Below are 17,402 nucleotides of genomic sequence, written 5' to 3'. Positions count from 1 at the left end.
TTTCAGCTCGGAAGTTTGATGCAAAGCAACGTTTCGTATCCAGCGTTAACGCATACCAGTCGCCGAATATGCAACCGGAAACGAGAAGGACATTCCGATGCTCACAAAACTTACCATGACAGCAGCGCTTGTTCTGGCCGCCGGATCGGTCACTGCAGAGACGATCGAGGTCAAGATGCTCAACAAGGGTGAGGCCGGGGCAATGGTCTTTGAACCGGCCTTTGTCAGGGCGCAGCCCGGGGACGTGGTGAAATTCCTACCCACCGACAAGGGACACAACGTCGAGGATATCAAGGGCATGCTGCCCGAGGGCGTGTCTCCCTTCAAGTCGAAGTTCAATGTCGAATACGAGCTCCCCGTCGAACAGGAAGGTCTCTATGGCATCAAATGCACGCCGCACTATGGCATGGGCATGGTCGCGCTGATCCAGGTCGGCGAGGCGGTGAACCTGGAGGCGGCCACGGGGGTCAAGCAACGCGGCAAGGCCAAGACACGGATGGCCGATCTCATTGCACAGGTTGAATGACGCGCGCCCCTGCGTTGTTCGACCCTACCGGGCGGTGCCACTGGCGCCGCCCGCCTGACGTGAAAGAGAGGTTCCCATGTCCACGCGTGACCCATTTACCGGACCGGCCCTGTTTTCCTACGGCTTTCGGCCCTTCTTCCTGTCCGCATCGCTGTTTGGAATTATCGTGATCCCGCTGTGGTGGCTGGTCTGGCGCGGCGCGGTTGTATTGAGGAGCCCGCTGGGGGCGGTGGATTGGCATGTCCACGAAATGGTATTCGGCTACGGCGCGGCGGTGGTGGCCGGGTTTCTCTTTACCGCGGTGCCAAACTGGACCGGCCGGCTGCCGACACGTGGCTGGCCGCTGGTGCTGCTGGTGGCGATCTGGATCGCGGGGCGCTGCGCGATGGCGGGGCTGATGGCCCTTGGCCCCATGGCCGTGATGCTGGTCGATCAGCTCTTTCTCCTGGCGGTGGTGCTGATGATTTCGCGCGAAATCGTGGCAGGGCGGAACTGGCGCAACCTGAAGGTGCTGTTTCCGGTGACGCTGCTGTGGGTCGCCAATGTGGGCTTTCATCTCGAATCTTGGGCGCAGGGCGGTGCGGACCACGGGCGTCGACTGGGGATTGCGCTGCTGGTCTTTCTGATCCTCCTGATCGGCGGGCGCATCATCCCGAGCTTTACCCGCAACTGGTTGGTTCAGCGTGGTGAGACACGCCTGCCGACGCCGTTTGGGGCATTTGATGGCCTGTGTCTTGTCGTTGCGGCTGTTGCGTTGGCCTGTTGGGGCGCGGCCCCCGCTGATCCGCTGTGCGCGGGCCTGAGCCTGCTCGCCGCAGCGCTGCATATGTGGCGTTTGTTGCGTTGGTGTGGCGCCCGGTCCTGGCGTTCTCCGTTGCTGGTGATGCTGCATCTGTCCTACCTCATGGCCCCGTTGGGGTTTGCATTGCTCGCCGGTTCCGCGCTGGGCGTCACCGGGGCGGACAGTGGCGCGCATGTTCTTGGAATTGGTGCAATCGGGGGGATGACAGTCGCCGTCATGATGCGGGCCACCATGGGCCATACGGGACGTCCCTTGGTAGCTGGCCTGGCTCTGAACCTCGCGTTTCTCGGAATCCTTGTGGCCACGCTGATGCGGGGGCTGGGGTATGGCTTCGAAGTGATCTCGCTGACCGGCATCGACCTGTCGGCAATTCTGTGGACCGGATCCCTCGCAGTGCTGACATGGCGGATCGGACCTTGGCTTGCAGCGCCCCGGGTCGCGCAAAAACGCCCAACCGGAGCACCGGCGCGGTAGCAGGGTGCACCGCTTCAGGGAGTGGGGGATACCCAGCCGTCGCGGTTGGGTATCCCCTTGCCGATGGTCAGCCGATCTGCGCCGCGGCGGGACCAAAGAACTCGTAGTGAATACGGGAGCTTGGAACATTCGCCGCCTTGAGCCCATCGACCATCGCCTGCATGAAGCCCGCCGGACCGCAGATGAAATAGTCGGCGGCTGTGGGATCGCTGATCTCGATCAGCCATTTCGGGTCGATCCGACCGCGCCGAATACCACTGTGCAGGTCCTGCTCCGACGCGACATCGTAGAACACGTAGCTTTCGGTTGCCCGGTTCCGGAGCGTCTCGCGCATCGCATGGTGCCGGTCATCCCGTGTGGCATGTACGGAAATCATCCGGAGATCTTCCCGGCCATAGCTTTCGAGCATCGCGACCATCGGTGTAAGGCCGACCCCGCCGGAGAGCAGCACAACCTCACGCTTGTGCGCCGGGTCCAGAAAGAACTCTCCGGACGGTGCGGCAACGTCGACCTCGGTTCCGATCTCGGCACTCTCGTGCAACCAGTTGGAAATGCGCCCGTTTGGCTCGCGTTTTACGGTGATCCGATAGCTCTTGCCGTCGGGAGCCGAAGAAATCGAATAGTTCCGCCGGCACTCTTCGCCGGGGGCAGGCACAAAGCGAAAGCTGAGATACTGACCCGGGCGATGCCGCATGACGGGGCCATTGTCCACGGGGCACAGAACAAAGGACATGATGTCTTCTGCCTCACGGGTTCTGGAGACCACCTGAAAGCGCCGCCAGCCGCGCCAACCCCCGGTCTGGGTCTCGGCGTCGGCATAAAGCTGTTCTTCGCGCGCAATCAGCGTATCGGCAAGCACCCAGTAGGCCTCTCCCCAGGCGGCGAGGACCTCTGGCGTTGCGGCGTCCTTGAGCACTTCGGAGACGGCACCGAGCAACGCATCTGCAACATGAGGGTAATGCTCGGGCAGAATTTGCAGACCGGCGTGTTTCTGGGCAATCCGCTCGATGGCGTCGCACAGAACGTCGGGGGTGCGAATATGTGTGGCGTAGGCGACCAGCGCCCCGGCCAGTGCTTTGTGCTGCGGCGAGTCCCCTTGCTGGTGGGACATATTGAACAACGCCCGGATACTGGGTTCCGCAAGCAGCCTGCGATACATGCAGGGCACGATTTCGTCGATATGCGCCGCGACGACCGGGGCGGTCGCATCGATGATCCTGAGCGTGTTTTCGGTGAGAGGTGTGGCCATTTCTATTCTCCTGCCTTAAAGATGCCAATGATCGGAACCTATAAAGCGGATGAAAAAGATGCCATACATAGGTATGTTTTTAGTTTGCGACATTCTGTCCCGGATACCAGCCCATTGCCCGAGGCGCTTGCGGGGCGCGGAAAGGAACACATATGCGATTGAATGACACCACTGACGTGGCGATGCGCATCATGATCTATGCAACCTCGATCGGCCCCCGCCTGTTCACGATCGATCAGGTGGTCGAGGTCTACGGCCTGCCGCGCAGCACGGTGATGAAGGTGGTCAACGCGCTCACCAAGGGGCAGTTTCTGATCGCTCAGCGCGGGCGGGCAGGGGGGCTGCGGCTTGCACGTGACGCCGACGCGATCGGGCTGGGCGATTTGGTGCGTCACATGGAAACGGATTTTGATCTTGTTGAATGCATGCGTCCGACCAACCGCTGTACCATTTCGGGTTGCTGCAAGCTGATCTCCCCATTGGCGGAGGCCCGATCCGCATTCCTCGCGACGTTGGACCAGTACACGGTGCGCGATATTGCGCTGGCACCTGCGGAGTTTGGTATCGCCGGATCCTGATCTTCGCGCGATGAAAGCCGGCGCGCAACGGGCGCAGGTCTGCGAAAGGGGCGCCATGTGCAGTGGCCTTGAGGCGACGGGCGACAGTGCTCTGTAGGAGGAACTTGCAAAGACTTGCACTCTCAAGGAGAGCAGACAGCCCCGTTCCCATTCATGACCTTGAGGCGGACGTGCCAGGCGCGCGGGCGCTATATGCAATTGACAAGATCTCTTGCGGTTTCCATAAGAATGGCGTGAACGGTTCCACGGCGGGCGACATCTCGCGGTGGGAGTAAAAGGGAACACGGTGCGGCGTACCCAAAAGGGACCAAATCCGTGGCTGCCCCCGCAACTGTAAGCGGGACGTGCGACCGATAATGCCACTGGGATCTGTCCTGGGAAGGCCGGTTTGCATCATGCCCCGCGAGCCAGGAGACCTGCCGCGCACATGGGTCGGGAGACCGATCCGTCTTGAAGCGGACGCCGGGGTGCGCGTCAGGCTCGGCTGATCGTGCCCGATCAATCCCGTGTCTCACATCCCGTCTGTCCTTTCACCCGTGGGTTTCCCACCTGTTTGAGAGGCATGACATGACCAAGAAACTGTTTTCCGCCGCGGCGCTGGCCGCGCTCCTGCCGCTTGCCGCACAGGCCCATTTTGTGCTGCCCTACGCCGATCAGACCCAGATCGTACGCCCCGGCGATGTGCCGCTCGCGGTGGTCTTCTGGCATCCGTTCGAGAACGGCCACGTGATGGACATGGACACGCCCGAGGCGTTCTACATGATCCACAATGGCGAAAAGACCGACCTGGCGGATCGCCTTGAGGCGGCCCCTTTCAAAGGCGCAGAGAACGAAGGCGCGGCCTTCAAGGCCTCGCTGCCGGTGAAGCGTTCCGGCGACTATGTGCTGGTGACGGAACCCGTGCCCTACTACGAAGAGAGCGAGGATATCTATATCCAGCAGCTGACCAAGGTGGTGTTCAACCGCAATGAGCTGCCAACCGACTGGATGACCCCCGTTGGCCTCGCGACCGAGATCGTGCCGCTGGTCAAACCCTACAACGTCGTTGCGGGATCGAGTTTTACCGGCCAGGTGCTGCGCGAGGGGGAACCTGCCGCCGGTGTCGAGATCGAGATTGAATATGTCGCCGCCGTGCCGGACATCGAGGGCTTTTCCACGACAGAACCAACCGTCGGCACCATGCCGGGGGGCGCCATCGTCGCCATCTCCGACGAGAACGGCTATTTCACCTTTGGTGTTCCCAAAGCAGGCTGGTGGGGCTTTGCCGCCCTGGGATCGGGCCCGGTGACGGAACATGAGGGCAAGGAACTGAGCCAGGACGCCGTGTTCTGGATCCGCGCCTACGATATGGAGTGATCGATGCACATCGTTGACGGAGCCCTGTCAAATCCGGTTGTCATCGGCGGCGCGGTTCTCGCGGCAGGGGGCATTGCGCTGGGGTTGAAGCAAATGACGCTGGAGCGCATTCCCGCCACCGGCATGCTGTCTGCCTGCTTCTTTGTCGCCTCGCTGATCCATGTGCCGATCGGCCCGTCATCGGTGCATTTGATCCTCAATGGTCTGGCCGGGATGATCCTCGGCTGGGCCGCGTTCCCGGCCTTGTTCGTGGGCCTGCTGCTTCAGGCCGTGTTCTTTGGATTTGGCGGTCTCACCGTGCTGGGAATAAACACGCTCAATATCGCCGGGCCAGCGGTCCTGGCCTGGCTGTTGTTCGGGCGTATGGTTGAACGCGGCACCCCCAAGAGCGGAGCGGTTTGGGCGGGGATCGGCGGCGCCTTTGCCGTTGCCGCCACCACGATCTTTGTCGCGCTTTCCCTGGCATTGACCGGCGACGCCTTCTTGCCGGCGGCAAAGCTGGTCTTCTTTGCGCATCTGCCGATCATGGTCATCGAGGGGCTGCTCACCGGGGCCGCCGTTTACCTGGTCAGCAAGATACGCCCTGACCTGTTCACCACAGTCACCGGGCAAGCATGATGTGTCACAGGCTTCTACTCGTTTTCATCCTTGCGCTGACACCGGTTCCGGTGCTGGCGCACAAGGTGATCTTTTCGGTCTTCAAATCCGGCGATGTCATTGAGGGTGAGCTCGGTTTTTCAAATGGTGACATGGCTGTGGGGCAGGTGATCGAGGTCTTTGACACGACCGGGGCCAAACTGGGAGACGCGGTCACCGACGAAGACGGGTTCTTTGTCTATGCGCCCACTGAGCCGGTCACCCATGTGTTCAAGGCCGACATGGGCGCCGGGCATGTCGGCGAGGTTCAGATGGCGGCCTCGGATGTGGCCGCGCTCCTCGGTGTTGCCCCGCAGGATAGCGGCGCGTCTTCGGGGGCGGCGGCACCTACGGTCGCAAACGCGCCACAGGCAGAGGAACCGGCAGCGGTGACCATCGCGGCCCTGACAGAGGACGAGCGCGCCGCCATTGCCAAGGCTGTGCGCGATGAAATGCGCCCGCTGCGCCGGGAGATTGCCGCCTACCGCGAGAAAAATGACTTTCAAACGATCCTGGGTGGTATCGGGTATATCTTTGGCCTGTTCGGGCTGGGGTTCTACCTTGCCGCACGGCGCCGGTTGGCGACCTGAACGATGGGTCACCGGCTGACCTCTGGCGAAAAGACCCTGCGGACGACGGGGGGGAGCTTTGCCACGTCTGGCATCATGGACCTGGATCCACGGGTGCGGATCGTGGTGGCTGTGGTGTTTGCCGTGGTGGTGGTGGCGCTCTCCGATCTTGCCGCGCTGGTCTGCGCGGTGGCGATGTCGGCGCTGTTGTTGCCGCTGTCGGGACTGCCGGTGCGGCGCACTCTCAAGCGGATGGCAGGGATGGACGGGTTCATCCTGTTCATGCTGGTGTTGCTGCCCTTCACGGTGCCGGGGACGCCGATGTTCACCCTGTTTGGCATGGCGGCGTCATGGCAGGGGCTTTGGCAGGCGGTGGAGATCGCGCTGACCGCCAATGCAGTCATATTGGCACTGATGTGTCTGGCCGGATCGATGGAGCCGGTGACCCTGGGGCACGGGCTGCTGGCGCTGCGGGTGCCCGAGCGCCTGGTGCAATTGCTGATGTTCACCATCCGCTACATCGAAACCCTGCGCGAAGAATACACTCGCCTGCGTGCCGCGATGAAAATTCGCGGATTTCGCCCGGGCACGAACTGGCACACCTACCGCAGTTTTGGATATCTGGTGGGGATGATGCTGGTGCGGGCGCTGGAGCGCTCTGAACGTGTGCTGGGCGCCATGAAATGCCGTGGCTTCACCGGGCGGTTCGTCCTGCTTCAAGACTTTCGCACAACCCGTCAGGACTGGCTCTTTGTGGCAGCAATGGTCGCGGGTGTGCTGGTGCTGATCGGAATCGAGGTTCGACATGCCTTTGCTTGAACTCAACGACGTGTCTTTCACCTACCCCGGGCAGCCCCCGGTTCTGAGCAATGTGTCCCTGTCGCTCGATCCCGGCGAACGGCTGTCGATCATCGGGCCGAATGGCGCGGGGAAATCGACCTTGCTCAAACTCATTGTGGGCTTGCTGTCGCCGGGAAAGGGCGAGGTCATCGCCTTCGGGCAAGCCCGCAGGCAGGAAAGCGACTTTCAGGATGTGCGCCGCCGCGTCGGCTATGTGTTTCAGGATCCCGACGATCAGCTGTTCTGCCCGACCGTGGCCGAAGACATCGCCTTTGGTCCCTTGAACCTGGGCAAAAGCCGTGACGAAGCGCTGGAGATCGTCGATCAGGTGCTGGCGCAGATCGGGCTGAGCCACCTGCGGGACCGGATCACCCACCGGCTGTCGGGCGGGGAGAAGCGTCTGATCACGCTGGCGACGGTGCTGGCGATGGAGCCGGAGGTGTTGTTGCTGGATGAGCCGACCAACGCGCTGGATGTCGAAAACGAGGCCCGGTTGGTGGAGATCCTCAAGAGCCTGCCGCAAGCCTGCCTGTTGGTCAGCCATGATGCTGGATTTCGGGCCGAGATCGCGCCAACGGGGTTCGAGCTGACCGGTGGCCGCTTGCATCGCGTTGGCTGACCGGCTGGCATCGCAACGCAGGAGTGGCCACCAAAGGCCAAACGGCTAAAGCGAGGCCGCGGCCCGGCTGGCCTGATCGTACTGGCCCGACAGGGCCCGCAGGCTTCGGGCAAGGTCTCGTAATTCGCTGCCCGAGAGTTCTGCCCCCGCAAGCCCGTCCAGCAGGCATTGCCGCCGGACGTCGCGGTAGGTGTCGCACAGGGCCGCGCCTTCGGTGGAGGTGCGATAGAACACTTCCTTGCCGCGCTTCTCGGACGTCAGAAACCCCGCCTTCAGCAATTTGCGCAGGCCGTAATTCACCGTGTGGCTGTCCTCGATATTGAGGAGGAAGCAGATGTCGGACAGGCGCTTGTCCTTGCCGCGGTGGTTCACATTGTGAAGGATCAGGATGTCCAGCGGGCTGAGGTCCGCTTGACCGGCGGCGGCCATGCAGCGGGTCATCCAGCGCGAAAAGGCGTTGTAGGCGACGATCATGCCGAATTCCAGCTCGGACAGTTCCCATCCTTCTCCTTCGGCGAGATGGCGCGAGGATACGATTCGGCGCCCGTCCTGAGTGTTGCTGGTCACGGTGGCCCCTTCCAAATGCACAAAACGTCAGCGTTTCGCTGGCGTCTTTGTATAAAACTACATCATTCCAATGAGATCAAGCAGCCCGAGAGGCAAAAACAGAGCCCAGGTTGACGCCTCAATGCGATTACACTTGCGAAACGTTGACAAAATGCCAACGTAATGCCATCAATAATTCAATAATCGCATTGGGAGGACAACATGCAGATCACTCGTATTCTTGGCGGCGCTCTTGCGGCTTTTGCTGGCGCTGCAATTTCGGCTCAGGCCGCCACATGGGACATGCCGACACCTTATCCGGATGCCACGTTCCACACCGTCAACATCACGGAATTCGCCAGCGATGTCGCAGAGGCGACGGACGGCGAACTGGAAATCAAGGTCCATTCCGCGGGCTCGCTCTTCAAGCATCCGGAAATCAGCAAGGCCGTGCGCAGCGGCCAGGTCCCGATCGGGGAATTCTTCCTGTCCCTGCTGGCCAATGACAACCCTGCCTTTGGGGCGGACTCGCTGCCGTTCCTGGCCACCAGCTATGAAGAGGCAGAGCGCCTCTGGGCAGCGCAGAAGGATGTCATCGACGAGCTGCTGGATGAGCAGGGGCTGATGGCGCTTTATGCGGTGCCGTGGCCGCCGCAAGGGCTGTACACCACCAAGGAAATCACCAGTGTCGAGGATCTCGCGGGGCTGAAGTTCCGCACCTACAATGCGACACTTGAACAATTTGCCAACCTCGCGGGCGCCGCCCCGACACAGGTGGAAGTGCCCGATATCCCGCAGGCCTTCAGCACCGGACGTGTCGAGGCGATGATCACGTCGCCTTCGACCGGCGTGAACTCCAAGGCCTGGGACTTCCTGACCCATTACACCGACATTCAGGCGTGGATTCCGAAGAATATCGTGGTGGTCAACAAACGGGCCTTCCGCCGTCTGGATGAAGATACCCGCACCGCCGTCCTGGACGCGGCAGCGGCGGCCGAGGCCCGCGGCTGGGAGATGAGCCAGGCCGAAACGGCAGAGAAAGTGGCCGTCCTGAAGGAAAACGGCATCACCGTCTCCGCCCCGTCCGACGCGCTGATCGAGGGGCTGCGCGGCATTGGTGAGGAAATGCTGGAAAGCTGGAAAGCCGACGCTGGTGAGGCGGGCGCCTCGCTTCTGAACGCCTACCAGCAATAAACCAACGATCTGCGGGCGTGCGCAAGGCGCGCCCGCAGGCAGGACAGGGGGAGGGCACCATGCGGCCTGTGCTTGATTTGATTTATCGTGCGGCGGGGGGGCTGGCAGCTTTCTTCATCGTTGCCATCGTGGCGCTGGTTTTTGCGCAGGTGATCCTGAACCTCGCGGACAAGGTGTCTGCGGCGATCTGGGGTGTCGGAGTGGGGCTCACCATTCCCTCCTATTCGGATTTCACCGGTTTTTTCCTCGCAGCATCGAGTTTTCTGGCGCTGGCCTATGCCTTGCGTGCAGGAGGCCACATCCGGGTGACCTTGCTGACCAACACCTTGTCGCCGCGCGTGCGTCGCCTGTTTGAAATCGTGGTGATTGGCCTTGCCCTTGTAATGAGCGGCTATGCCACCTGGTACATGGGGTTGCTGCTGCTGGAATCGCTGGAATTCGGTGATCGCAGCGCTGGCATGGTCTCGGTCCCGTTGTGGTTGCCGCAGAGCCCGGTCGCACTGGGTCTTGCCATCCTCACGCTGGCGCTGGCCGACGAATTGGTCTGCGTCCTGCGCGGTGCTTTTCCCTCCTGGGAGGGAAAAGGCGAAAATCTCTTGGGCGAATAGGGGGTTCCGATGTCGATCACCGCGCTTTCCATCATTCTGCTATTGCTGCTGTTCCTGTTTCTCGGCTCCGGTCTCTGGGTGGCCTTCTCGCTCCTGGGCGTCGGTATCGCCGCCATGGCCCTGTTCACCGAAGCCCCGCTGGGGCTGGTGATGGCCACGACAATGTGGGGGCACAGCAATTCCTGGGCCCTGGCCGCGTTGCCGCTGTTTATCTGGATGGGGGAAATCCTGTTCCGATCCCGTCTGTCCGAGGACATGTTCACCGGCCTGTCACCGTGGATGAACCGCTTGCCGGGGCAGCTGTTGCATGTGAACGTCTTTGCCTGCGGGATCTTCGCGGCGGTGTCCGGATCCTCGGCCGCAACCGCGGCCACCATCGGCAAACTGTCGATCCCGGAGCTGTCCCGTCGGGGCTATCCGGAGAAACTGGTCATTGGCACGCTGGCAGGCTCCGCCACGCTGGGTTTGCTGATCCCGCCGTCGATCATCCTGATCGTCTATGGCGTTGCCACCGAACAGTCGATCGCCCGGCTGTTTGTGGCAGGTGTCCTGCCGGGGGTTCTGCTGGTGGGCCTGTTTGTCGGCTATGTGGTGATCTGGGCACTGCTGAACCGCGACCAGCTGCCGATCGAAGACATGCGGACCAGCCTGACCGAGCGGCTGATGCGCGCCCGCCGCCTGCTGCCTGTGCTCTTGCTGATCGGCGGCGTGATCGGGTCGATCTATGCGGGGATCGCATCCCCCACCGATGCCGCGGCTGTAGGTGTGGTGCTGGCGCTGGGCCTGTCCTGGGTGTCGGGCTCGCTGAACCGGGAAAGCTTCGTCTCCGGGTTGATGGGGGCGACGGTGACCTCCTGCATGATCGCCTTCATCCTGGCGGGCGCTTCGTTCCTGACCGTGGCCATGGGGTTCACCGGCATCCCGCGCAGCCTCGCTGAATGGATCGGCGCACAGGGGCTGTCGACCTTCACGCTGCTGGCGGCCCTCACCGTCTTCTTCATCATCATGGGCTGCTTCCTGGATGGGATTTCGGTGGTGGTGCTCACCGCCTCCGTGATCATGCCGATGGTTCTGGAAGCCGGTATTGATCCGCTGTGGTTCGGGATCTTCCTGGTGATCGTGGTGGAGATGTCGCAGATCACGCCGCCGGTGGGCTTCAACCTGTTTGTCCTGCAATCGCTGACCGGGCGCGACATCCTGACCGTGGCGCGGGCGGCGCTGCCGTTCTTCTTCCTGATGATCCTCGCACTGGTGTTGATCGTGGTGTTCCCATCCATCGTCACCTACCTGCCGGAGCAGATGTGACCCGGATGGCAGAGACACGCAGCGATATGCAGGAGCGCTTTCCCAAGATCAGGACCGTTGGCGTCGATGGCATGCTGGTCAGTTTTGGCGCGCGTCTGAGCGAGGCAGCCAATCGCGCGGCGCTGGCATTCCGCGCCGCGCTTGCCACCGAAAGCTGGGAGGGGATCGAGGAGGTCTCGACCTCGCTGGTGTCCACCTATCTGCGCTTCGACACGGTCCACCTCGATCACGCCACATTGCGCAGCCGACTGGAGCAACTGTTGCGGACGCGGGACTGGTATGGTGCTGATCTGCCCGGCAAGCGGCGCTTGTGGCGTATTCCCGCGGTTTTTGGCACCGAGCTTGCGCCGCAATTGCCACAGGCTGCGGCGGCGACTGGTCTCAGCGAGGAGGAGGCGGTTGCCTCCCTCACCGGGGCGCGGGTCCGGGTGCAGACCATCGGTTTTGCGCCGGGACAGCCCTATCTTGGCGAGCTGCCCGAAGCCTGGGACATCCCGCGCCAAAGCCAGCTGACCTCGCGCATTCCCGAGGGGGCGCTGGCGGTTGCCATCCGGCAGCTGGTTTTGTTCTCGGTGTCGACACCAACCGGCTGGATGCATGTGGGACAGACGGCGGTTCGGTTGTTTCGACCAGAGGCGGACGAGCCGTTCCTGTTGCGCCCCGGCGATGAGGTCCAGTTCGCGGCGATCAAGGCCGAGCAGCTAGAGGCCCTGCGCCGCGACCCCTTGGGCGGCGCCAGTGCGGAGGCTTTGGAATGAGCCGGACACTCACCATTTTGCAAGCCGGGCCCGGGATGACGGTACAGGATGCGGGCCGCTCGGGCTGGCTCGAATACGGTTTGTCCCGTGGCGGCGCCATGGACCGTCTGGCGCTGGCAGAGGGCGCGGCGCTGCTTGGACAATCGGCGGAGTATGCGGCGCTGGAGATGGCCGCAAGGGGGGGCGAGTTCGAGGCGCAGGAGGATCTGCGGATCGCCCTGACCGGAGCCCCGATGCGGGCATCCATCGATGGCACTGCGGTGGCGTGGAACGCCAGTCACCTGTTGCCCGCCGGGGCGCGCCTCAGCATTGGGGCGGCCACCTCGGGCAGCTACGGGTATCTGCATGTCGGCGGCGGGATTGCGTCGACGCCCCGTCTCGGGGCGGGATCGGCCCATTTGAGTGCCGGTATCGGTGCCCTGCTGGCCGCGGGCGACGTCCTGATCATCGGGCCGGACGAGGGGACGCACACCGGGTTTGGATTGCCGCGCCCGGATCGCTTTGACGGCGGTTCTGTCCGTGTGGTGCCCAGCCTGCAAACCGAGCTATTCCCGGCAGCGGAGCTGGCGCGCTTCGAGGCGACAGCGTTTCGCCGCAGTGCCCGGGGCAATCGGATGGGCGTGCCGCTGGAGTGCGAGGGCCGGGGCATTGAGCTGGAGGGAGGGCGCACCGTGCTCTCCGAGGTGATCGTGCCCGGAGACATCCAGATCACCGGCGACGGTACGCCGTTTGTGCTGATGGCCGAGTGTCAGACGACCGGCGGCTATCCGCGGATCGGAACGGTGCTGCCCTGTGACTTGCCGGTGCTGGCCCAGGCTGCCGCCGGGGCGCCGCTGCGGTTTCAGTTCGTGTCTCTGGAGGAGGCGCTGGCCGCCGAGCGCGAGGACGCGGAACGTCGCGCGGGGCTTGCGCGCCAGCGGTTTCCGCTGATCCGTGACCCGAGAACTATGCCGGATCTGCTATCATACCAACTGATCAGCGGCGTGATCGCCGGTGACGAAGACGTGCTGTAAGGAGCTGACATGACACGAACCGTCGATTTGAACGCGGATATGGGCGAGAGCTTCGGAGCCTGGACGCTGGGGGACGATGCGGCACTGCTGGACATTGTCACATCGGCCAATATCGCTTGTGGTTTCCATGCCGGTGACTGGGACGTGATGGCGGCGACGATGCAGCGCGCGACCGCCAAGGGCACCGGGATCGGCGCGCATCCCGGCTTTGCCGATCTGCACGGGTTCGGGCGTCAACGCATGCAGGTGCCATTTCCGTCGCTGGCCAATATGGTGCGTTACCAGCTCGGGGCGGCCCAGGGCATGGCGCGCGCCGCCGGTGGCGAGGTGCGCCACCTGAAGCTGCACGGTGCGCTGGCCAATATGGCCTCTGAGAACATCGAGATGGCGCGCTGTTGCTACGAGGCCGCATTGTCGGTTGCGCCCGACATCATCATCATGGTGCTGGCAGGCACCGCCCAGCAGAAAGCGGTCGAGGATCTTGGCTGTGCGGCGGCCTGCGAGATCTTTGCCGATCGGGCCTACAATGATGATGCAACCCTGGTCGACCGCAGCCAGCCCGGCGCCGTGATCCATGATCCCGCCCGCGCCGGTCAGCGCATGGTCGAAATGGTTCGCGAGGGGGCCATCATTACCGAGAGCGGCAAGCGCATCGAGACCCGGATTGACACGATCTGCCTGCATGGGGACACGCCCACGGCTGTCTCGATTGCGGCTGCGGTGTGTCAGGCGTTGCAGGAAGATGGTGTTGAGTTGCGCCAATTTGACGGTGCCGTGCTCTAGGCGCTGCGGCGGCATTCGCCGACCATCGAACTGAGGGCACTGTGAAAAACGCGCATTCCTGCTAATAGGCGGGGCGCAGTGCCCTCAAGGGGGGCAGTTGCCCCCTCAGTACACTGCGCTCCGGACCGTGTGGTTCCAAACGTCCGGATGGCGTGAAATCACCCGTAGTGGCCACCCGCCCTGTCCCTGGTCGGGCAAGCGTCAGCTGGCCTCGGGATGTACCACCCATCTGCCCCCAGCGCGGGAGCTTTCAAGGCAGGCGGCAATGAACCACATCCCGTCCAATCCATCCTGTAGACCGGGCAAGAGGGCACCGGTATCGCGGCCGGAGATCAGCTCGGCGGCGTCGCCGTAGAGGGTGGCAAACCCTTCGAGATAGCCCTCCGGATGGCCCGGTGGGACGCGCGTGGCCTCGGTGGCCTCGCCCGCACCCCGTGTGAGCAGCTGCGGCGCGTCGCCAAAGCGGGTGAACCACATCCGGTTGGGATCCTCTTGCGCCCATTCCAGCCCGCCCTTGTCGCCGTACAGGCGCAAGCGCAAGCCGTTCTCGTTGCCGATCGCCACCTGGCTGGCCCAGATATTACCGCGAGCGCCCCCTTGCAGGCGCAACAGGATGTGGGCGTTGTCATCCACGGCCCGCCCAGCCACGAAACTGTGCAACTCCGCCAGAAGCGCCTGTGGTTTCAACCCGGTCACAAAGGACATGAGGTTATAGGCATGGGTGCCGATGTCGCCGATCGAACCTGCGCCTGCACGGGTGGGGTCGGTGCGCCAGTCGGCCTGCTTGGTCTGCGTGTCTTCGGCCAGCCAGTCCTGCGCATACTCCACCTGAACCACCCTGAGCGTCCCGAGATCGCCCCGGGCAACCATGCGACGCGCGAGGCGGACCAGCGGGTAGCCGGTATAATTATGGGTCAGGATGAAATGCGCATCCGATGCCCGCGCGGCCTGGCTCAGGGCCTCGGCCTGCGCCTGTGTTGCGGCGAGGGGCTTGTCGCAAATCACATGAATACCCGTGTTGAGAAAGGCGATCGCAGGCGCTGCATGCAGGTGGTTGGGCGTGACGATCGCGACTGCGTCGATCCCATCCGCGCGGGCGGCTTCGGCGCGGGCCATCTCCTCGAAAGAGGTATAGCTGCGTTCGCCCGCGATCCCGAGCTCTGCCGCGGACGCGGCCGCGCGGCTGGCGTCGGAAGACAAGGCCCCCGCCACCAGATCCCATTTGCCGTCAATCCGGGCCGCGATACGGTGCACACCGCCGATAAAGGCGCCTTGACCGCCGCCCACCATGCCAAGTTTCAGTCGTTTTTCAGGTTTGGTCATCGGCCAAGCGTCCTCCTCAGTGTTGCCGCGTTCCGGCAAAGCCCTCGACTTGCGTATATCCGAGTGCACCCAGATGTGTGAAAATGTCGACCCGCCCGTTGCGCCGCAGCCAAGGAAAGGCCCTTGGGTGCAGGCCCGCACCAACTTGCCCAATCTTGGATGGGGGGCTCGATGGAAACATTTAAGTCGAAACCTAAGCAGAGAACTACGCGTGTGTAAACGTTTGCATCTCGGTCGTCAGGGACTCGACCCCGCGCGCTCCGCGTATCGGCGGTATGCGACATCCGGGGCGCTACATTGGGGGCTTCATCGACAACAGGGCGCGCCCTCTTGCAGAGTGCGCCGTGCTCGCGCACTACTTGAACAGAGCCCATCCTGGGCCGCGTGCGGGACATGCCCGTGCAGGTCTCCACACGCGGTCCCGCAGTCGTGCCCCACGAGGCCCGGTGGTTTTGCAAAGGTCAGATGAATATGCCGCAGTCTTCCTCGTCGCATGATACCTACGACTATATCATTGTCGGGGGCGGCACCGCGGGCTGTGTCTTGGCAAACCGGCTGAGTGCTGACCCGAAGAGGCGGGTGCTGCTTCTTGAGGCGGGCAAGAGCGACGCCTATCACTGGGTGCACATTCCGGTGGGGTATCTCTACTGTATCGGCAACCCCCGCACCGACTGGATGATGAAGACGGCCCGGGAACCGGGGCTCAATGGACGCAGCCTTACCTACCCGCGGGGCAAATTGCTGGGGGGATGCAGTTCGGTCAACGGCATGATCTACATGCGCGGGCAGGCGGCTGACTATGACCTCTGGCGACAGCTTGGCAATCCCGGCTGGGGCTGGGAGGACGTGTTGCCCTATTTTCTGAAATCCGAGGATCATCACGCGGGCGACAGCGACATGCATCGCGCTGGCGGCGAGTGGAAGGTCGCGCGCCAGCGTCTGAAATGGGACATCCTCGACGCGGTGCAGCGCGGCGCCGCTGAATTTGGCATCCTGCCGCGCGCGGATTTCAACGATGGCAACAACGAAGGGTCGGGGTTCTTCGAAGTGAACCAGCACAAAGGGGTGCGCTGGAACACGGCCAAGGCGTTCCTGCGCCCTGCGATGAAACGTCCGAACCTGCATGTCGTGACCGAAGCACATGCCGCTCGGCTGGTTCTTGAGGGGCGTCGTGTCACGGGCGTGATCTATCAGCGGCGGGGGCAGACCCATCACGCCGCTGCACGGGCGGAGGTGCTGCTGGCCGCAGGCGCAATCAATTCGCCCAAACTGCTGGAGTTGTCGGGGATCGGCTGTCCGGACGTGCTGGCGAACCAGGGCCTCTCTGTCGCGCATGCCTTGCCCGGGGTGGGCAAGAATTTGCAGGATCACTTGCAGATCCGCACCGTCTACAAGGTGGAGAATGCCCAAACCCTGAATACGATGGCGAACAGTTTCATTGGTAAGGCCCGGATCGCCTTGCAATACGGCCTGACCCGCAGTGGACCAATGTCCATGGCGCCGAGCCAGTTCGGCATGTTCACCAAATCCCGCCCGGATATTGAGACCCCGGATCTGGAGTATCATGTGCAGCCTCTGTCAACCGACAAGCTGGGGGATCCTTTGCACCCGTTCCCTGCGATCACGGTTTCGGTGTGCAACCTGCGGCCTGAAAGCGTGGGATCAACTCACATCCAGAGCACCGATCTGTCACAACAGCCGGAAATCCGCCTGAACTACCTGTCGGCCGAAAGCGATCGGGCGGTTGCGCTGGCTTCGATCAAACAGGTGCGAAACATCATGACGGCGCAGGCGCTCTCCGGCTACGCGCCGCAGGAAATCCTGCCCGGGTCGCATTGCCATAGCACCGCGGATATCCTGAGTGCCGTCGGCGACATCGCGACAACCATCTTTCACCCGGTTGGCACCTGCAAGATGGGCACCGATCCGGGGGCGGTGGTGGATCCGGAACTCCGGGTCCATGGGCTGCACGGCCTTCGTGTGGTGGATGCGTCGATCATGCCGCGTATTGTCTCTGGCAATACCGCGTCGCCGGTTGTCATGATTGCCGAGAAGGCCGCAGATCTGATTGCGGCGAACGCCAAGCTCAGGGTTTGACAGTCTCTGATTGGCTGACTACTGTCCCTCCGTGCGGTTCAAGCTGCATCCGGACCCGCGGGAAGGGCAGAGCCCACTTGACGCGAAACGCCCATGTTTCATGAACCTTTGTGCTGCCGGATTGCG

At 62.9% G+C, this 17,402-nt stretch carries 18 protein-coding genes and 1 riboswitch; of the genes, 15 read left to right on the top strand and 3 right to left on the bottom strand.

Going from position 1 to position 17,402, the window contains the following annotated elements; translation table 11 throughout:
* Nucleotides 1–97: 97 nt before the first annotated feature.
* Both MHM88_RS03310 and MHM88_RS03305 read left to right on the top strand, forming a co-directional pair.
* A complete protein-coding gene (locus MHM88_RS03310) occupies nucleotides 98–526 on the top strand; it encodes a pseudoazurin (RefSeq protein ID WP_239359976.1) in 429 nt (142 codons plus the stop codon).
* A 76-nt stretch (nucleotides 527–602) separates the two neighbouring features.
* A complete protein-coding gene (locus tag MHM88_RS03305) occupies nucleotides 603–1,802 on the top strand; it encodes an NnrS family protein (RefSeq protein WP_239359972.1) in 1,200 nt (399 codons plus the stop codon).
* 67 nt (nucleotides 1,803–1,869) lie between these two features.
* Here MHM88_RS03305 and hmpA read toward each other — a convergent pair whose 3' ends face one another.
* Nucleotides 1,870–3,051: an NO-inducible flavohemoprotein gene (gene hmpA, locus MHM88_RS03300; RefSeq protein WP_239359964.1), complete on the bottom strand. Its 1,182-nt coding sequence runs from the start codon at nucleotides 3,049–3,051 to the stop codon at nucleotides 1,870–1,872.
* 152 nt (nucleotides 3,052–3,203) lie between these two features.
* On the opposite strand from hmpA, the gene MHM88_RS03295 reads away from it, so the two are divergent.
* From MHM88_RS03295 to MHM88_RS03270, 6 genes are all read left to right on the top strand, one after another.
* Nucleotides 3,204–3,629 (top strand): Rrf2 family transcriptional regulator, encoded by a 426-nt coding sequence (locus tag MHM88_RS03295; protein WP_239359955.1) that lies wholly within the window; start codon nucleotides 3,204–3,206, stop codon nucleotides 3,627–3,629.
* Nucleotides 3,630–3,850: 221 nt separating this feature from the next.
* A riboswitch (cobalamin riboswitch) is annotated at nucleotides 3,851–4,068 on the top strand.
* Between the two features lie 128 nt (nucleotides 4,069–4,196).
* Complete coding sequence (locus MHM88_RS03290; protein ID WP_239359945.1) at nucleotides 4,197–4,985, top strand: DUF4198 domain-containing protein; 789 nt, start codon at nucleotides 4,197–4,199, stop codon at nucleotides 4,983–4,985.
* A gap of 3 nt (nucleotides 4,986–4,988) precedes the next feature.
* Nucleotides 4,989–5,603, top strand: coding sequence for a cobalt transporter CbiM (gene cbiM, locus MHM88_RS03285; protein WP_239319054.1), 615 nt, complete (start codon nucleotides 4,989–4,991; stop codon nucleotides 5,601–5,603).
* On the top strand, nucleotides 5,600–6,211 hold the full coding sequence (locus MHM88_RS03280) for a cobalt ABC transporter permease (RefSeq protein ID WP_239359943.1): 612 nt from the start codon (nucleotides 5,600–5,602) through the stop codon (nucleotides 6,209–6,211). The genes cbiM and MHM88_RS03280 overlap by 4 nt, the downstream gene beginning before the upstream one ends.
* A 3-nt stretch (nucleotides 6,212–6,214) precedes the next feature.
* The gene (cbiQ, locus tag MHM88_RS03275) at nucleotides 6,215–7,009 is read left to right on the top strand and encodes a cobalt ECF transporter T component CbiQ (RefSeq protein ID WP_239359941.1); all 795 of its coding nucleotides are present in this window, start codon (nucleotides 6,215–6,217) and stop codon (nucleotides 7,007–7,009) included.
* A complete protein-coding gene (locus tag MHM88_RS03270) occupies nucleotides 6,996–7,649 on the top strand; it encodes an energy-coupling factor ABC transporter ATP-binding protein (RefSeq protein ID WP_239359938.1) in 654 nt (217 codons plus the stop codon). Before cbiQ ends, MHM88_RS03270 begins: the two co-directional genes overlap by 14 nt.
* Before the next feature lie 45 nt (nucleotides 7,650–7,694).
* Here MHM88_RS03270 and MHM88_RS03265 read toward each other — a convergent pair whose 3' ends face one another.
* A complete protein-coding gene (locus MHM88_RS03265) occupies nucleotides 7,695–8,216 on the bottom strand; it encodes a winged helix DNA-binding protein (RefSeq protein ID WP_239319058.1) in 522 nt (173 codons plus the stop codon).
* Nucleotides 8,217–8,417: 201 nt separating this feature from the next.
* Here MHM88_RS03265 and MHM88_RS03260 point away from each other — a divergent pair, with 201 nt between their 5' ends.
* The 6 genes from MHM88_RS03260 to MHM88_RS03235 are packed head-to-tail and all read left to right on the top strand — an operon-like array spanning nucleotide 8,418 to nucleotide 13,856.
* Nucleotides 8,418–9,389: a TRAP transporter substrate-binding protein gene (locus tag MHM88_RS03260; RefSeq protein ID WP_239359937.1), complete on the top strand. Its 972-nt coding sequence runs from the start codon at nucleotides 8,418–8,420 to the stop codon at nucleotides 9,387–9,389.
* A 59-nt stretch (nucleotides 9,390–9,448) separates the two neighbouring features.
* Nucleotides 9,449–9,997 carry a TRAP transporter small permease gene (locus MHM88_RS03255; RefSeq protein WP_239359936.1) on the top strand — a complete coding sequence of 183 codons (549 nt, stop codon included), beginning with the start codon at nucleotides 9,449–9,451 and terminating at the stop codon, nucleotides 9,995–9,997.
* Between the two features lie 9 nt (nucleotides 9,998–10,006).
* On the top strand, nucleotides 10,007–11,302 hold the full coding sequence (locus MHM88_RS03250) for a TRAP transporter large permease (RefSeq protein WP_239319065.1): 1,296 nt from the start codon (nucleotides 10,007–10,009) through the stop codon (nucleotides 11,300–11,302).
* A 5-nt stretch (nucleotides 11,303–11,307) separates the two neighbouring features.
* Complete coding sequence (locus MHM88_RS03245; protein WP_239359934.1) at nucleotides 11,308–12,060, top strand: allophanate hydrolase subunit 1; 753 nt, start codon at nucleotides 11,308–11,310, stop codon at nucleotides 12,058–12,060.
* A complete protein-coding gene (locus MHM88_RS03240; RefSeq protein ID WP_239359932.1) occupies nucleotides 12,057–13,073 on the top strand; it encodes a biotin-dependent carboxyltransferase family protein in 1,017 nt (338 codons plus the stop codon). Before MHM88_RS03245 ends, MHM88_RS03240 begins: the two co-directional genes overlap by 4 nt.
* Before the next feature lie 9 nt (nucleotides 13,074–13,082).
* Nucleotides 13,083–13,856 (top strand): LamB/YcsF family protein, encoded by a 774-nt coding sequence (locus MHM88_RS03235; protein ID WP_239359930.1) that lies wholly within the window; start codon nucleotides 13,083–13,085, stop codon nucleotides 13,854–13,856.
* Nucleotides 13,857–14,057: 201 nt separating this feature from the next.
* Here the strand turns inward: MHM88_RS03235 and MHM88_RS03230 are convergent, their stop codons facing one another.
* Nucleotides 14,058–15,179 (bottom strand): Gfo/Idh/MocA family protein, encoded by a 1,122-nt coding sequence (locus MHM88_RS03230; RefSeq protein WP_239359928.1) that lies wholly within the window; start codon nucleotides 15,177–15,179, stop codon nucleotides 14,058–14,060.
* Between the two features lie 471 nt (nucleotides 15,180–15,650).
* Between MHM88_RS03230 and MHM88_RS03225 the strand changes: the two genes are divergently transcribed.
* Nucleotides 15,651–17,276, top strand: coding sequence for a GMC family oxidoreductase (locus tag MHM88_RS03225; RefSeq protein WP_239359926.1), 1,626 nt, complete (start codon nucleotides 15,651–15,653; stop codon nucleotides 17,274–17,276).
* Nucleotides 17,277–17,402 lie beyond the last annotated feature (126 nt).

The sequence above is a fragment of the Epibacterium sp. MM17-32 genome (assembly GCF_022348205.1).
Classification (GTDB): Bacteria; Pseudomonadota; Alphaproteobacteria; order Rhodobacterales; family Rhodobacteraceae; genus Epibacterium.
Note: the sequence above shows the minus strand (reverse complement) of the source record. Positions and strands in the feature narration are given on the sequence as shown.

Bases quoted from the DNA above. Each gene is read 5' to 3' on its own strand.
- MHM88_RS03245 (WP_239359934.1), top strand. From the start codon at position 11,308: ATGGCAGAGACACGCAGCGATATGCAGGAGCGCTTTCCCAAGATCAGG.
- MHM88_RS03255 (WP_239359936.1), top strand. From the start codon at position 9,449: ATGCGGCCTGTGCTTGATTTGATTTATCGTGCGGCGGGGGGGCTGGCA.
- MHM88_RS03230 (WP_239359928.1), bottom strand. From the start codon at position 15,179: ATGACCAAACCTGAAAAACGACTGAAACTTGGCATGGTGGGCGGCGGT.
- MHM88_RS03290 (WP_239359945.1), top strand. From the start codon at position 4,197: ATGACCAAGAAACTGTTTTCCGCCGCGGCGCTGGCCGCGCTCCTGCCG.
- MHM88_RS03305 (WP_239359972.1), top strand. From the start codon at position 603: ATGTCCACGCGTGACCCATTTACCGGACCGGCCCTGTTTTCCTACGGC.
- MHM88_RS03235 (WP_239359930.1), top strand. From the start codon at position 13,083: ATGACACGAACCGTCGATTTGAACGCGGATATGGGCGAGAGCTTCGGA.
- MHM88_RS03270 (WP_239359938.1), top strand. From the start codon at position 6,996: ATGCCTTTGCTTGAACTCAACGACGTGTCTTTCACCTACCCCGGGCAG.
- MHM88_RS03240 (WP_239359932.1), top strand. From the start codon at position 12,057: ATGAGCCGGACACTCACCATTTTGCAAGCCGGGCCCGGGATGACGGTA.
- MHM88_RS03225 (WP_239359926.1), top strand. From the start codon at position 15,651: ATGCCGCAGTCTTCCTCGTCGCATGATACCTACGACTATATCATTGTC.
- MHM88_RS03295 (WP_239359955.1), top strand. From the start codon at position 3,204: ATGCGATTGAATGACACCACTGACGTGGCGATGCGCATCATGATCTAT.
- MHM88_RS03280 (WP_239359943.1), top strand. From the start codon at position 5,600: ATGATGTGTCACAGGCTTCTACTCGTTTTCATCCTTGCGCTGACACCG.
- cbiQ (WP_239359941.1), top strand. From the start codon at position 6,215: ATGGGTCACCGGCTGACCTCTGGCGAAAAGACCCTGCGGACGACGGGG.
- cbiM (WP_239319054.1), top strand. From the start codon at position 4,989: ATGCACATCGTTGACGGAGCCCTGTCAAATCCGGTTGTCATCGGCGGC.
- hmpA (WP_239359964.1), bottom strand. From the start codon at position 3,051: ATGGCCACACCTCTCACCGAAAACACGCTCAGGATCATCGATGCGACC.
- MHM88_RS03260 (WP_239359937.1), top strand. From the start codon at position 8,418: ATGCAGATCACTCGTATTCTTGGCGGCGCTCTTGCGGCTTTTGCTGGC.
- MHM88_RS03250 (WP_239319065.1), top strand. From the start codon at position 10,007: ATGTCGATCACCGCGCTTTCCATCATTCTGCTATTGCTGCTGTTCCTG.
- MHM88_RS03310 (WP_239359976.1), top strand. From the start codon at position 98: ATGCTCACAAAACTTACCATGACAGCAGCGCTTGTTCTGGCCGCCGGA.